We start from the raw sequence: 15,243 nt of genomic DNA, 5'->3' as shown, positions 1-15,243 counted from the left end.
GGGCCGCCCGGGACAATTGCGGAGTGGTGGAAGGAGCTATGCGCGGCTGCGGCGAATAGGCTGCCCTGCTTCAGGCCTTCGGATTATGGAAAAAGCGCCATGAACTCGCGTTCGCCTTCCCCGGTGAAGCGGACGGCGCGGCTGTTCTTTTCGCGTTTTGCCCAGCCGGTGGCGATGAAGCGGGCAAGCAGCGCCTCGCCCAGCGATCCCGCAAGATGCGAGCGCCGTTCGCTCCAGTCGAGACAGGTACGGCAGACCGGGCGGCGTTGCGCCTTCAGGGCCGGCATGTCGATGCCGAGCGCGGCCATGCGCATCTCGCCCGCCGGCGTCACCGCGGCTTCGTCGCCATCGAGCGTTACATCGCCGTCTGCCACCAGCCGGTCGAGCAGGCGCACGCCATAGTCGCCGGCGAGGTGATTATAGCAGACGCGTGCCTTGCGCAGCGCCGGGTCCTTCGGGCCAGGACGCGTGCGCAGATGGCCGCGGTTGGCTGCATATCCCATGATGCTCTCGAGCAGCCGGCCGGCCTCGTCGTCGGCCAGCGCGAAATAGCGGTGCCGCCCCTGCTTGCGCTGGGCGATCAGTCCGCCGGCTTCCAGCTTGGCGAGATGGGCGCTCGTCGTCGGAAGCGTCACGCCCGCCGCACCGGCGAGTTCGCTTGCGGTCAATGCCTCGCCTCCCATCAGCGCGGTCAGCATGTTGGCGCGGGCGGGGTCGCCGATCAGCGCGCCGATCTGGGAAATGTCCGGTCCTTCTTTCATACTTCGATGATAGACGAAGCATTCGCGTCAGGCAATGCGGGAAAGCCAGGTACCGCCTTCATCCGCTAAGAGATCGATCTTTTCCGCAAGGATGCTTTTGCTGCCTATGCCTACCGTCTTCGTGTCGCGAGCGTGTGCGTGACGACGGTCTCAACGACCGCAACGAGGGGCCGAAAGATACCAGCCCTTCGATGCGGCCCAGGCGCAGCCGGCCTATTCCACCGTCACTTCCGAGCGCTCGCCTGCCTTCACCGTGGCCGGTTTCTCCTTCGGTGCAATGTCGCCCTCATAGTTCACGGCGATCACATAATCGCCGGCCGGCAGGGTCTCCTGGTATTGGGCGCCGTAGTTGTTGGAAACGGATTTGCGATTGCCCTGAATGTCCTTCTGGGCGCTGAAAATCTCGATGAAATTTGCGCCCGGAGCGGTGATCGCCAGAACCCCTGCATTGAGGTTGACCGACACGTCGGCCATTTCCCCGGCCTTGATCGTGAAGGGGATTTCCGCCGTTGCCGCGCCGAGCTTGGCCGTCAGGACATGATCGCCGGGTGGCACGTCGATCTTGCTGCCGGTGCCGTAGTTGTAGCCGATCTGCTTTCGCGTGCCGTCGATAGCCTTGTTGGCGGCCACGACCTCGAAAAAGACATCGCCGGAATCGACCGCCGGTCCGCCCTCGGCATAGATGGCGCTGTTCAGCACGGTGCCGGAACCGACGATAAGGTCGTGTTCCATCTGCTCGCCCGCCTTCAGGGTGACGGTTTCCTCGACGGCGGTCGGGCCGACGGATCCCTTGAGTTTCACTTGCCCTGCCGCGGCATAGAATTTGGACGTGCCGTAATAGGTGGTGGTGTAGTCGCCGAAGGCGACGTCGACGCGGATTTCGCGGTCGTCCTCGGCGGCATCGGGGGTACGCTTGGGATGCACGATCACCGTTCCGGCGTCGAAATTGACGAGGGGCTTGGCCACCTCGCCATCCTTCACCTCGAAAGCCACCTGCTTTTCGATGACGCTATCGAGCTTGGCTACGGCCACATATCTGCCGGCCGGGAAGTTGGCGGAATAGGCGCCCTTGTACTCGCTCGTCAGGTCGTCGCCGGTGCGCTGGCCGTTTTCATCGGCCTTGTAGACCAGCCATTGCACATGGTTGTCCTCGCCGATCGAAGGTCCGCCTTCAGAAAGCACGCTGTCGAAGATGGTGTTGAACTCGACTGCGGGTTTGGCTTCGACCACCTGCTCTTTCGGCTTGGACATCGGCGCTTCCGCAACCGTCGCGGTCAGTGCGGCGACGAGCTGGGTGGCGTCCGAGGCCTGGAAATATTTGCCCCCGGTGTTTTCGGCGAGGCACGCGACCTTCCTGCCTTCCTCCGCCGTCAGCCCGAAGCCGACGACATGGGTGGTAAAATCGACCCCTTTGCTTTCCAGCGCCGACGCGAGAGCGCACGGATCGGCCTCGCAGGTCTCCAGCCCGTCCGTGACGAGCACGACGGTCGCCTTGTCCTCGGTATATTTCAACGCCTCGGCCGCCTGTTCCACGGAGCGGGTCAGCGGCGTCTTGCCCTTCGGATTGAGGCCGGAAACGAAGGCGTTGATGGCATTCTCGGTGCCGGCACCCGGCGGCACGGCAAGTTCGATGTCGCTGCACGAACCCTTTTCGCGATGACCGTAGATCATCAGGCCGAGTTCGGTGCCCACGGGAACGGATTTCAGGACCGTGCCCAGCGTTTCGCGTGCAATATCGATCTTCGAACGTCCGTTGATTTGGCCCCACATCGAGCCGGAGGCGTCCAGGACGATCATGGTCTTGTCCGCGGCAATCGTATTGGTGGCGGCAAGAAGCCCCGCCAGAAGCAGGAATGCAGCTTTCAGTCGCACATTTCTCTCCTCGTGATGTCGGGGGCTCCCGCGCCGATTGCGGCAATATCGGGAAAAAGACGTTCGGGCGCGGCGGTCTATTCGCATGTGCTTGAATGATGCGGAAAAATTCCGTCTTGCGACGGTTTCGGCTTTTTCTTCAGGGCCTTCAGCCTTTGGTAACCATCTTCGGTAACCATAAGCCCATCAAGTTCAGTTCCCAGTAAGCGTATCAGCGAGTATCAAATGCCATCTGTTCTTTCGCTTGCCGACGTCTCCCGTTCGCCCCGCAAGAGCGTGTGGCTCGACACCATCATCAAGGGAGACTGCGTCGCCGCGCTCGAGGCGCTGCCCGACCAGTCCGTCGATGTCATCTTCGCCGATCCGCCGTATAACCTCCAGCTTGGCGGCATGCTGACCCGACCCGACCAGTCGCAGGTCGATGCGGTCGATGACCAATGGGACCAGTTCGCATCCTTCGGTGCCTACGACGCCTTTACCCGTGCCTGGCTGCTGGCCTGCCGCCGCGTGCTGAAGCCCTCGGGCACCATCTGGGTCATCGGCTCTTATCACAATATCTTCCGCGTCGGCGCGACCTTGCAGGATCTCAACTTCTGGATCCTCAACGACATCGTCTGGCGCAAGACCAATCCGATGCCGAACTTCAAGGGCCGTCGCTTCCAGAACGCGCACGAGACGATGATCTGGGCCACCCGCGACCCCAAGGCCAAGGGCTACACGTTCAACTACGACGCCATGAAGGCCGCCAATGACGACGTGCAGATGCGCTCCGACTGGCTGTTCCCGATCTGCAACGGCGGCGAGCGCCTGAAGGGCGAGGACGGCAAGAAGGTGCATCCGACGCAGAAGCCGGAAGCGCTGCTTGCCCGCATCCTGATGGCATCCTCCAAACCCGGGGACGTGGTGCTCGATCCGTTCTTCGGTTCCGGCACGACGGGTGCCGTCGCCAAGCGCCTCGGCCGCCACTTCGTCGGCATCGAGCGTGAGCAGACCTATATCGATGCCGCTCGCGAACGCATCGAGGCCGTCGAACCGCTGGGCAGCGGCACCCTGTCCGTCATGACGGGCAAGAAGGCCGAACCGCGCGTCGCCTTCAACACGCTGATCGAAAGCGGTCTGATCGCGCCTGGCACCGTGCTGACCGATGCCCGCCGCCGTCACAGCGCCATCGTGCGCGCCGACGGCACGCTTGTCGCGGGCAACGATGCCGGCTCCATCCACCGCGTCGGTGCGAAGGTGCAGGGCTTCGATGCCTGCAATGGCTGGACCTTCTGGCACTATGCGGAAGGGGCCGAACTGAAGCCGATCGACGAACTGCGCGCCATCGTGCGCTCGCGGATGGCCGGCCTCGAATAGAGGCCTGCCGAAGACTTTAAAACTGTTTCTCCAGCTGCGGCCTCCGGTGTTCCCTGCACCGGGGGCTGTGGCTTTCTAGGGATGCAAATCTTTTGTGGTTTGGCCTTGCGCGATTCAGATGATGTTAACCAACACGCGCTTACTTTGAACTCGACAAGGACATCAGGCCAAGCGGCGGAAATCGTTGCGGAAAGCCACGGCCGAACAACCGGCCAGGCAGGCCGGATATCGCTTTTCCGGTTTTTGTACCTTCAGTCCCGGAAATGCGAAAACGCCCGGAGCTTCAAAAGCTCCGGGCGTTTCGGTTTAAGAGCCGCTCCTTAAAGCGCGATGCCGTGGGCGGCGAGGTCCGTCTTCAGCTTTTCCGGATCGGTGAACAGAACGGCATTCCAGCCGGCAAGCCGTGCGCCTTCCACATTGGCCGGCGCGTCGTCGATGAACAGCGTGTGGGCCGGCGAAAGGCCGAAATCGCGGCTGTGCTTTTCGTAGATGGCGATGTCGGGTTTGATGAGGCCGATCTCGCCGGAAACCGTGACGCCGCGTGGCATGTCGAGGAAGGGGAAGAGCTTGCGCGCTTCCTTGAAGGTGTCGGCCGCGAAATTGGTGAGCATCGTCACGTCGCGGCCCTCCTGGATGAGGGCCTCCATGATCGCCACGCTCTCAACATAGGCGTGCGACACCATCTCGTGCCAGTGTTTGCGGAAGGCGCGAATATGCTCGATGCGATCGGGATGTGCCTCGATGAGCAGGGCTTCGGCGTCTTCCCACGCCCGGCCGCGATCCTGCTCAAGGTTCCAGTCGTGCGTGCAGACATTCGTGAAGAACCAGTTCCGCTCGGCGTCGTCGGGAATGAGGCGGGCAAAGGGGATATGCGGATCGTAGTGAATCAGCACCCTGCCGATGTCGAAGACGATGTGTCGGATTTCGATGCTGCTCATGCTTTCCTCGCCTTTTCGAATGCGTCCGGTATCGCTTGTTTTATGGCTTTCTTCATGACGGTCGGCAGTGCCTCACCGTCGAGCGTCTCCTTGGGCTGCCACCATCCTTCGCCGGCTACGACATCGCGCGATGCCCGTGAGCGATAGACGGTAAGCCGCAGCTCAAAATGCGTGAACACGTGCCCGACGGTTCCGCAGGCCTGCCACGCCGCCGGAAACGGTGCTGCGCCAGTGCCAGTGTCACCATCGATACGTGCCGTCCAGTGGCTGCCGGGCACCTCCGTCATGCCGCCGAGCAGGCCGCTCTCCACGCGTTTGCGCAGGAAGATGGCGCCCGTTTCGTCTTCCGCCACGAAGGCCGCGCCCAATCGGACCGGCTTTTCCTTCTTAGCGGCCTTGCGCGGATAAAGTTCCGGATCGTCCTGGCCAAGCACCCGACATTGCGCGTTGAAGGGACAGAGCGCGCAGGCCGGCCGGCGCGGCGTGCAGATCGTGGCGCCGAGATCCATCATACCCTGGGCGAAATCGCCCGGCCGGTCCTGCGGCGTCATCGCGGCCACCAGCGCCCGCATTTCCGGCTTGGCCGAGGGCAACGGCGTCTCGATGGCATGGAGGCGGGAAATGACGCGCTCCACATTGCCGTCGAGCACCGCGCTGTGGCGGTTGAAGGCGATGGCGGCGATCGCGGCTGCGGTATAGTCACCGATGCCGGGCAGGGCTTTCAACCCTTCCTCTGTATCGGGAAACACTCCGCCATGCTCGAAGGCGACGGCCTCAGCGCATTTTTTGAGATTGCGCGCGCGGGCGTAGTAGCCGAGCCCGGCCCACGACTTCATCACGTCCTCGTTGTCCGCCTTGGCGAGATCCATGACCGTCGGCCAGCGCGACGTGAAGAGGGCGAAATAGGATTTCACCGCCTGAACGGTCGTCTGCTGCAGCATGACCTCCGACAGCCAGACGCGGTAGGGATCGGCCGTCTCGCCGCGCGCCGCCATCGGCGGGCTGACCCGCCAGGGCAGATCGCGATGGTGCCGGTCGTACCAGGCGAGAAGCAGGTCGGCGAGCGCCGTCGTTCGGTGAGGCTTGGTCATGATCGGCCTGAACGGGGTCGGATCACCCCTCTTTGTATCGCTGAATCGGCGCAAAACCCTGCACACTTTTGCTGGAATTGCTCTATAACTGGCGGAGTGGTCCGCGCTCTTCAAGGTGCTTCGCGGGCATGGCAGGAATATTTTCCCGCGAGGGGTAAACCGTGAACAACAAGGCGTCAAGACGCGGCATCGTACAGATCAGCGAAGTCGCCAACGGTCTCATCGATCCGGTGCTGGCCAAGCGTGCGGGCATCAATACGATGCTTCTGGGCTCGTGGGACGAGATCGCCGGAACGCAGTTTTCCGACTGCACGCGGCCGGAACGCATTTCCTGGCCGCGCCGGGCCTCCGAAATGACGGGTGAGGGCGGCGGCCACCAGCCGGGCGTGCTGACCATTGCCTGCGAGGGCGCGCGCGCACTCTTTCTCAGCCACCAGCAGGGCGAGATCATCCAGCGCATCAACGGCTTCTTCGGCTTTCCGGCAATCAATCAGGTCCGGATCGTCCAGAAGCCGGTAAGCCAGCAGTCGCGCCACCGCGCAAAGCCGCGCCCGCTGACCGGCGAGGCCGCCCGCCATCTCGACGGCCTCGTTGAGGGTATCGAGGGCGATGCCCTGAAGGCAGCGCTGAAGCGGCTTGGTACGGCAGTGCTCGGCCGGCGTCGCTAGAACCATCGAACGGTCACAATTCTTTGAAGTTACTGGCCTCCACGCAGCTTGTTCGCGCCCCAAAGCAGGTATATCGGGAATGCGAAGAGCAATTCTTGCGAAAAGACTTGAACCGTCTTTCCTCAAGAATTGCGCCGATCCCAAGAATTTTCCATCCCACAGGAGAGACCATGTCCCTTTCCGAAATGAGCCTGATGAAACGCCTTCTCACCGGCGTTGCCGTAGCAGGGCTTGCCGTAACGCTTGCCGCCTGCTCCGACGACAAGAAGGAGCAGGCTGCGCAGGATCCGGCGACCAACCAGTCGACATCGACTGAAACCACGGGCTCGACGACCTCGACCGCCACGACCGGAACGACCGAGGTCGCCCAGGCCGACACGGCGACGGCCGCCCCTGCCGAACTGCCGACCGCCGAGGGCGACGTCGACATGGCTGAAGTGCTGAAGCCCGGCGCTCTGCCGGACATGGCGCTGGGTGAAGCCAACGCGCCGGTGACGATCGTCGAATACATGTCGACGACCTGCCCGCATTGCGCCGCCTTCCACAACAACACCTTCGACGCGATCAAGACGAAGTATGTCGACAGCGGCAAGGTCCGTTTCGTGATCCGCGAATTCCCTTTTGATCCGCGTGCCGCCGCAGCCTTCATGCTGGCGCGCTGCAAGCCGCAGAACCCGGCAGAACTGACGGACGCCGCGCAGTACTTCCCGATGATCTCCATGCTCATGAAGCAGCAGGAAGTCTGGGCCGCCGCGCAGGATGGCCGCGAAGCGCTGCTGCAGATGTCGAAACTCGCCGGTTTTACACAGGAGAGCTTCCAGGCCTGCTTGACGAACCAGAAGCTTCTGGATGATGTGAACGCGGTACGGGAACGCGGTGCCAAGGAATTCGGCGTCGCAGCGACCCCGACCTTCCTGATCAATGGCAAGCGCTATTCGGGAGACATGTCGGTTGGCACCATGTCGGCCCTCATCGACAGCATGTTCTGATCCTTCGACCGGATTGACGGCGGGCGACGGCGGAAGCTGTGCGCCCGCTTTTTATTTTTCGTCGGCGTCCGTGGCTCACCCCCCTCTGGCCTGCCGGCCATCTCCCCCACCGGTGGGGAGATCGGCTGGAGGCAAGGCGTCGCCACGATTCAATCTCCACCCTTGTGGGGGAGATGGCCGGCAGGCCAGAGGAGGGTATCCCACCCTCGAGGCGGCCGCATGAAGTTCAACAAGCTCCGTCTTCTCGGCTTCAAGTCCTTCGTCGAACCAACCGAATTCGTCATCGAGCGCGGCCTGACCGGCGTGGTCGGGCCCAATGGCTGCGGCAAGTCGAACCTTGTCGAGGCGCTGCGCTGGGTGATGGGGGAAAACTCCTACAAGAATATGCGTGCGTCCGGCATGGACGACGTCATCTTCTCCGGTTCCGGCAACCGCCCGGCGCGCAACACAGCCGAAGTCGGCCTCTATCTCGACAATTCCGACCGCACGGCGCCGGCTGCCTTCAACGACGAGGACGAGATACAGGTCTCGCGTCGCATCGAGCGCGAAAACGGCTCGATCTACCGCATCAACGGCAAGGAAGCGCGTGCCAAGGATGTGCAGCTGCTTTTCGCCGACGCCTCCACCGGCGCCCGCTCCCCATCCATGGTGGGGCAGGGCCGGATCGGCGAACTCATTCAGGCCAAGCCCCAGGCCCGTCGCCAGCTGCTCGAAGAGGCGGCCGGCATTTCCGGCCTGCATTCCCGTCGCCATGAGGCGGAACTGCGTCTGCGCGCCGCTGAAACCAATCTCGAACGGCTCGACGATGTCACCTCGCAGCTCGAAAGCCAGATCGAAAGCCTGAAGCGCCAGTCGCGCCAGGCCAATCGTTTCAAGGCGCTGTCGGCCGATATCCGCCGCCACGAGGCGATGCTTCTGCATATCCGCTGGGTGCAGGCGAAGGAGGCGGAAGGCGAGGCGGAAAGCCAACTCAATCAGGCCACCTCGCTCGTCGCCGAGCGGGCGAACGCCCAGATGCAGGCGGCCAAGGACCAGGCCGTCGCCAGTCTCAAGCTGCCGGAACTGCGCGAGAACGAGGCGAAGCTCGCCGCCGTGCTCCAGCGTCTGCAGATCGCAAGAGCGCAGCTCGAAGAGGATTCCGCGCGCCTGCTGCGCCGCCGCGACGAACTCGGCCGCCGCATGGCGCAGCTTGCCGAGGATATCGTGCGCGAGGAACGCATGGTGGCTGATAATGCCGCCGTGCTGGAGCGCCTTGAGGCCGAGGAGGCCGAAATCGGCGAAATCCTAGCCGAGGCCGACGAGCGTGCCAAAGCCGCCCGCGAGACGATGGACGAAGCGGCGGCCAGGCTGGCAACAAGCGAAGCCGCTCTTGCCACAGTCACCGCCGAGCGCGCCGAAGCGCAGGCCGTGCGCAACCAGCTGGAAAAGGCGATCCGCGATCTTTCCGAGCGCCATCTGCGGCTTGGCCAGCAGCTTGATGCGCAGGCGCGCGAGCTTGCCGAAATGGATGCGCGCATCGCGGCACTTCCCGACCCGGAAGAGCGCCGCGCCGCCGTGCAGGAGGCCGAGGAAGCGCTGGAAGCCGCCGGCGAGATGCTGGTCGCCGTCGAGGAGGCGCTGGAGGAGGCCCGCTTCAGCGAAGCCGCCCTGCGCGGCCCCGTCGACACAGCGCGCGCCCGGCTTGCCGGCATCGAGACGGAAGCCCGCACCATTCGTCGCATGCTGGAGGCCGGAACGAGCGCGGGTTCGTCTGCGCCCGTTGTCGAGGATGTCGAGGTCGACCGTGGCTATGAGACGGCGCTCGGTGCCGCGCTCGGCGACGATCTTGAATCGCCTGCCGATGTGGACGCGCCCGTTCATTGGCGTGCGTCGGGCGATGCCTCCGCCGATGCGGCCCTGCCAGGCGGCGTGCCGTCTCTCATTTCTCATGTCCGCGCGCCCGCGGTTCTGCACCGCCGCCTCGCGCAGGTCGGTATTGCCGGCGGCGTGGAGGAGGCGCTGGCCCTCCTGCCGCAGCTCCGTCCCGGCCAGCGGCTCGTGACCCGCGAGGGCGCGGTGTTCCGCTGGGATGGCCACGTCACCGGTGCCGATGCGCCAAGTGCGGCGGCGCTGCGCCTGGAACAGAAGAACCGCCTCGCCGAACTGGAAGCCGAACTGGACGACGCACGCGCGGCGCTTGCGGATGCCGAGGCTGACCTTGCCCGTGCCGCCGAGACGATCCGCGCCGAAATGCAGCGCCAGCAGGCGGCCCGCGAGGCGCAGCGTGTCGCCACCCGCGCGCTTGCCGAGGCCCGCGAGGCGCTGGAAACGGCCGAGCGCGCCTCGGGCGATCTCATCCGCCGCCGCGCCGTTCTCGGCGAGACGCGCGCGCAGATCGAGGGGCAGGTGGAAGAGGCGGCAGAAGCGCTTGAGGATGCCCGCGCAGCCCTTGAAGACGCGCCCGACCTTGCCGATCTCGACCTTCGCCTGCGCACCCACACGATGGATGTCGCGACCGACCGCGCGACGTTGGCGGAAGCCCGCGCCGCCCATGACGGCCTCGCCCGCGAAATGGCCGACCGCCGCCGTCGCCTGATGGCGATCTCGGCCGAGCGTGAGACCTGGACGACGCGCGCCACCAGCGCGGAAAGCCACATCGCCACGCTGCGTGACCGTGAGGCGGAAGCGCGCGAGGAAATGGAGGAGTTGGCCGAGGCACCCGACGAGATCGAGGAAAAGCGCCGCGAACTGCTGACCGGCCTCACCAATGCCGAGGCCGCGCGCCGCGAAGCCGCCGACGCGCTTCAGGAGGCCGAGAACCGCCAGCGCGAGGCCGATCGCACAGCCACGACCGCGCTCTCGCAGCTGGCTGAGTCGCGCGAAACCCGCGGCCGTGCCGAAGAGCGCCTCGTCTCGGCGCGCGAACGCCGCATCGAAGGCGAGACACGCATTCGCGAGGCGCTGAACTGCGCGCCGCACGAGGCCCTGCGGCTGACCGGCCATGCCGTCGACGCGCCGCTTCCCGATCCGCGCGAGACCGAACGGGACCTCGACCGCCTCAGGATCGAGCGCGAGCGTCTAGGCGCCGTCAACCTGCGCGCCGAGGAAGAGCAGCGCGAACTGTCCGAAAAGCTCGATGCCATCGTCACCGAGCGCGAGGATATCATCGAGGCGATCCGCAAGCTGCGTTCTGCCATCCAGAGCCTGAATCGCGAGGGGCGCGAGCGCCTGCTCGCCGCCTTCGATGTGGTCAACGCGCAGTTCCAGCGCCTGTTTACCCACCTGTTCGGCGGCGGCACGGCAGAGCTTCAGCTCATCGAGAGCGAGGATCCGCTGGATGCCGGGCTGGAGATCCTCGCCCGCCCGCCCGGCAAGAAGCCGCAGACCATGACGCTGCTTTCGGGCGGCGAGCAGGCGCTGACGGCGATGGCCCTCATCTTTGCCGTCTTCCTCACCAATCCCGCGCCGATCTGCGTGTTGGACGAGGTGGACGCCCCGCTCGACGACCACAATGTCGAGCGCTACTGCAACCTGATGGACGAGATGGCGGCCTCCACCGAGACGCGCTTCATCATCATCACCCACAATCCCATCACCATGGCCCGCATGAACCGCCTCTTCGGCGTCACCATGGCCGAACAGGGTGTTTCCCAGCTCGTCTCCGTCGACCTCCAGACCGCAGAACAGCTGCGCGAAGCATCCTGACGCCGGAACAATAGCCTCTCTGATGCGTTTATCTTGGCCTGCAGGGTTTGCAGCGCTGCATACGCAATTGGGGATCACACGTGAACAGAAACGCACTCTACATGATCATCGGCGCCCTTGTCGTCGTGGTGGCCGGGTTCGCCTACTATGCCTATCAGCAGGAAAAGAAGCCCGATGGGGTCGAGATCAAGCTCAACGATCAGGGGCTTTCGATCGAGGGCAACTGACGCTGGCGCGTAACCTCTGAAGCCGTGTTCTGCCTTCGAACGCGGCTTTTCCATCTCAAACAGAGCTATATTGCATTGCCGTCGCATTTTTGACGCAGTGCAGCATAATTCCCATCATGCCGCGTTTTCAAAGGGATGCACTTCCTGTAGATTGCGAGCGCGCATTTGGGAGGCGTTGATGGAGAAGTGGGTCTACACCTTTGGGGACGGCCGTGCCGAGGGCAGTGCGGAAGACCGCAACCTGCTCGGCGGCAAGGGCGCGAACCTGGCCGAAATGTGCAATCTTGGCCTGCCGGTCCCGCCCGGTCTCACCATCGTCACCGATGCCTGCAATCACTATTACGAAAATGACCGCACGTTGCCGGAAGGCCTGAAGGATCAGGTCCGTGCCGGCCTGCGCCGGATGGAGACCATCACCGGCCGCATCTTCGGCGATACGCAAAAGCCGCTGTTGCTTTCCGTCCGCTCCGGCTCGCGCGCTTCCATGCCGGGCATGATGGACACGGTTCTCAATCTTGGCCTCAACGACGCGACGGTCGCGGGGTTGGGCGAGGATGCCGGCGATACGCGCTTTGCCTGGGACAGCTACCGTCGCTTCATCCAGATGTACGGCGATGTCGTCATGGGCCTCGACCACGAGGTCTTCGTGGAAATCCTGGAAGACGAGAAGGGCCGGCTCGGGCACGAGAACGACACCGAGCTTTCGGCCGCGGAATGGCAGGAGGTCGTCGCCCGCTACAAGCAAGCCATCCGCGAGGAACTGGATGAAGAGTTTCCGCAGGACCCTGAGGTCCAGCTGTGGCGCGCGATCGGCGCCGTCTTCGCCAGCTGGATGAACGCCCGGGCCGTCACCTACCGCACGCTGCACAACATTCCGGCCGTCTGGGGCACGGCTGTCAATGTGCAGGCGATGGTCTTCGGCAATCTCGGTAATTCCTCCGCCACGGGTGTCGCCTTCACGCGCAATCCCTCGACGGGCGAAAATGCGCTCTATGGCGAATTCCTCGTCAATGCGCAGGGCGAGGATGTCGTCGCCGGCATCCGCACGCCGCAGAACATAACCGAGGAAGCCCGCATCGCCTCCGGTTCCGATCGGCCGTCGCTGGAAAAGCTGATGCCGGAAGCATTCGGTGAATTCCGCGCCATCTGCGACCGGCTGGAGCGGCACTACCGCGACATGCAGGACCTCGAATTCACCATCGAGCGCGGCAAGCTTTGGATGCTGCAAACCCGCGCAGGCAAGCGCACCGCCAAGGCCGCACTCAAGATCTCCGTCGATATGGCGACGGAAGGGCTGATCAGCCAGGGCGAGGCGGTCAGCCGCATCGATCCCGCCTCTCTCGACCAGCTTCTTCACCCGACCATCGATCCGCGCGCCCGCCGCGACGTTATCGGCTCGGGCCTGCCGGCCTCGCCGGGGGCGGCAACGGGCGAGATCGTCTTCACCTCGGAAGACGCCGTGAAGGCGCAGGAGGAGGGGCGCAAGGTTATTCTCGTGCGCATCGAGACGAGCCCGGAAGACATTCATGGCATGCATGCCGCACAGGGCATTCTGACGACGCGTGGCGGCATGACCAGCCATGCGGCCGTCGTCGCGCGCGGAATGGGCACGCCCTGCGTTTCCGGCGCCGGTACGCTGCGCGTCGACCTGCGCAACGAACTGCTCGTCGCCCATGGCGTGACGCTGCGCAAGGGCGACGTCATCACCATCGATGGCTCGTCCGGCCAAGTGCTGAAGGGTGCGATCCCCATGCTCCAGCCGGAACTGTCAGGCGATTTCGGCCGCCTCATGGAATGGGCCGACCGCACGCGCCGCATGAAGGTGCGCACCAATGCCGAAACGCCGGCAGATGCGCGCGCTGCGCGCTCCTTCGGTGCCGAGGGTATCGGCCTCTGCCGCACCGAGCACATGTTCTTCGAGGGCAGCCGCATCAATGTGATGCGCGAGATGATCCTCGCCGAGGATGAGGCCGGCCGTCGTGCCTCGCTGGCAAAGCTCCTGCCCATGCAGCGTTCGGACTTTGCCGAGCTGTTCGAGATCATGCACGGCCTGCCGGTGACCATCCGCATGCTCGATCCGCCGTTGCACGAGTTCCTGCCGAAGAGCGACGAGGAGATTGCCGAGGTTGCCGCGGCCCTGTCCATCGAGGAAGCCGTGCTGCGCCGCCGCGTCGATACGCTGCACGAGTTCAACCCCATGCTTGGCCATCGCGGCTGCCGCCTCGCGATCTCCTATCCCGAGATCGCCGAGATGCAGGCGCGCGCCATTTTCGAGGCTGCCGTGGAAGCGGCGAAGAAGACGGGGGCCGCCGTGGTGCCCGAAATCATGGTGCCGCTTGTCGGTCTGAAGGCCGAGCTCGACTATGTGAAAGCCCGCATCGAGGCCGTCGCAAAGGCGGTCATCGCCGAAAGCGGCGTAAAGATCGATTATCTCGTCGGCACGATGATCGAGCTGCCGCGCGCGGCGTTGCGGGCCCATGTCATCGCCGAATCGGCGGAGTTCTTCTCCTTCGGCACCAACGACCTGACGCAGACCACCTTCGGCATTTCGCGTGACGACGCCTCGGCGTTCCTCTCGACCTATATCCAGAAGGGCATCGTCGAGCAGGACCCGTTCGTGCAACTCGATTTCGACGGCGTGGGCGAACTGATCCGCATTGCCGCCGAGCGCGGACGACGCACGCGCAACGACCTCAAGCTCGGCATTTGCGGCGAACATGGCGGTGACCCGGCGTCGATCCATTTCTGCGAGGATGCGGGGCTGGATTATGTTTCTTGCTCGCCGTTCCGCGTGCCGATCGCACGACTTGCCGCCGCCCAGGCGGCATTTAACAACGGCAAGGTTTGAACGCGTAGGCTTAGACAGTCAGCGACGGTAGGTCCGCACGACATAGACCGGCTGCGGCATGAACAGCGCATCGCGGCTTGCCGCGCGCAGTTCCGCCCGTCGGTCGAGATCGATGCGTTGCAGGCATGCCGCGAAAGCGTCCGTGCGCGGACGGAAACCGTAGGAGGCACAACGATTTTCATCGGAGGCGCGGATTTCCTCGGCGGTCTGGCATCCGGCCAGCACAAGCATTACCGCTGCAAGGGCGATCAGGCGGGATGAGATCGGTGACATGCTGGCTCCGGCGATCAGTTGCTGGCTTGAAGTAGGCGAGCGCCGCCGTTTCGGCAAGCGCTAGATCCGTTGCAGCACATCCACAAATGCGTCGGCGAAACGCTTCAGGTCTGCCGTCTTTTCGTCGGGGTTTTCCACGCGAATGGATGATGCCTCCGCATCGAGCAACGCAAAAACCACCTCCAGCGCACCGTTCTCGCCCTTGGGCACACGCAGCGCCGCGATGCGCTGGCAGTCTTCCGCAAGGCCGGAAGCCGGCAACTCGAACAGGAAATCGCCGTCCAGCTGGCTGGCGGCATTCCGCACGGCATCGGCGAACGCGTCTGCGTCGCCGGAAAAGCCGTCGAGTGAAAGCTCGAGTTCCAGAAGTTCGAGCGGGAGGGCGGGTTCCCCGCTATTGGCAGCGGTTGTGGTGTCGGCGGCTGTCGGCGTCGGCAACATTGTCTTTCTCCTAAGGCGACCCCTGCAACAATGAAAAAGCGGCCTTCGGCCGGAATCGCGTTAAAGATGAACTACCCCCGTCCCGGGAAAGTTCG

At 64.2% G+C, this 15,243-nt stretch carries 12 protein-coding genes; 6 read left to right on the top strand and 6 right to left on the bottom strand.

What is annotated here, in order from left to right; all coding sequences use genetic code 11:
* Positions 1-83: 83 nt before the first annotated feature.
* On the bottom strand, positions 84-761 hold the full coding sequence (locus MNR02_RS12705; RefSeq protein ID WP_241947038.1) for a helix-turn-helix transcriptional regulator: 678 nt from the start codon (positions 759-761) through the stop codon (positions 84-86).
* Positions 762-974: 213 nt separating this feature from the next.
* Positions 975-2,633 carry a VWA domain-containing protein gene (locus tag MNR02_RS12700; RefSeq protein ID WP_241947037.1) on the bottom strand — a complete coding sequence of 553 codons (1,659 nt, stop codon included), beginning with the start codon at positions 2,631-2,633 and terminating at the stop codon, positions 975-977.
* A gap of 225 nt (positions 2,634-2,858) precedes the next feature.
* Here MNR02_RS12700 and MNR02_RS12695 point away from each other — a divergent pair, with 225 nt between their 5' ends.
* Entirely contained in the window at positions 2,859-3,989 is a 1,131-nt protein-coding gene (locus MNR02_RS12695; RefSeq protein WP_241947036.1) for a site-specific DNA-methyltransferase, read from the top strand.
* Between the two features lie 320 nt (positions 3,990-4,309).
* Here MNR02_RS12695 and MNR02_RS12690 read toward each other — a convergent pair whose 3' ends face one another.
* Positions 4,310-4,927, bottom strand: a complete 618-nt coding sequence (locus MNR02_RS12690) for an HAD family phosphatase (protein ID WP_241604639.1) — start codon at positions 4,925-4,927, stop codon at positions 4,310-4,312.
* Complete coding sequence (gene mutY / locus MNR02_RS12685; RefSeq protein ID WP_241947035.1) at positions 4,924-6,018, bottom strand: A/G-specific adenine glycosylase; 1,095 nt, start codon at positions 6,016-6,018, stop codon at positions 4,924-4,926. The genes MNR02_RS12690 and mutY overlap by 4 nt, the downstream gene beginning before the upstream one ends.
* A gap of 161 nt (positions 6,019-6,179) precedes the next feature.
* Between mutY and MNR02_RS12680 the strand changes: the two genes are divergently transcribed.
* The 5 genes from MNR02_RS12680 (at position 6,180) to ppdK (ending at position 14,434) form a co-directional block, all read left to right on the top strand.
* Entirely contained in the window at positions 6,180-6,686 is a 507-nt protein-coding gene (locus tag MNR02_RS12680; RefSeq protein ID WP_241604633.1) for a DUF721 domain-containing protein, read from the top strand.
* Positions 6,687-6,856: 170 nt separating this feature from the next.
* Positions 6,857-7,675: a DsbA family protein gene (locus tag MNR02_RS12675; RefSeq protein WP_241947034.1), complete on the top strand. Its 819-nt coding sequence runs from the start codon at positions 6,857-6,859 to the stop codon at positions 7,673-7,675.
* A 219-nt stretch (positions 7,676-7,894) separates the two neighbouring features.
* Positions 7,895-11,359: a chromosome segregation protein SMC gene (gene smc, locus MNR02_RS12670; RefSeq protein WP_241947033.1), complete on the top strand. Its 3,465-nt coding sequence runs from the start codon at positions 7,895-7,897 to the stop codon at positions 11,357-11,359.
* Positions 11,360-11,439: 80 nt separating this feature from the next.
* Positions 11,440-11,586 (top strand): hypothetical protein, encoded by a 147-nt coding sequence (locus MNR02_RS12665; RefSeq protein ID WP_241604627.1) that lies wholly within the window; start codon positions 11,440-11,442, stop codon positions 11,584-11,586.
* Between the two features lie 178 nt (positions 11,587-11,764).
* Positions 11,765-14,434, top strand: a complete 2,670-nt coding sequence (gene ppdK / locus MNR02_RS12660; protein ID WP_241947032.1) for a pyruvate, phosphate dikinase — start codon at positions 11,765-11,767, stop codon at positions 14,432-14,434.
* Between the two features lie 18 nt (positions 14,435-14,452).
* On the opposite strand, the gene MNR02_RS12655 is transcribed toward ppdK, so the two are convergent.
* Both MNR02_RS12655 and MNR02_RS12650 read right to left on the bottom strand, forming a co-directional pair.
* Positions 14,453-14,707 carry a hypothetical protein gene (locus MNR02_RS12655; RefSeq protein ID WP_241604623.1) on the bottom strand — a complete coding sequence of 85 codons (255 nt, stop codon included), beginning with the start codon at positions 14,705-14,707 and terminating at the stop codon, positions 14,453-14,455.
* Positions 14,708-14,767: 60 nt separating this feature from the next.
* A complete protein-coding gene (locus MNR02_RS12650; protein WP_241947031.1) occupies positions 14,768-15,148 on the bottom strand; it encodes a hypothetical protein in 381 nt (126 codons plus the stop codon).
* Positions 15,149-15,243 lie beyond the last annotated feature (95 nt).

The sequence above is a fragment of the Shinella sp. H4-D48 genome, from assembly GCF_022637395.1.
GTDB classification, from domain to species: Bacteria; Pseudomonadota; Alphaproteobacteria; order Rhizobiales; family Rhizobiaceae; genus Shinella; species Shinella sedimenti.
Note: the sequence above shows the minus strand (reverse complement) of the source record. Positions and strands in the feature narration are given on the sequence as shown.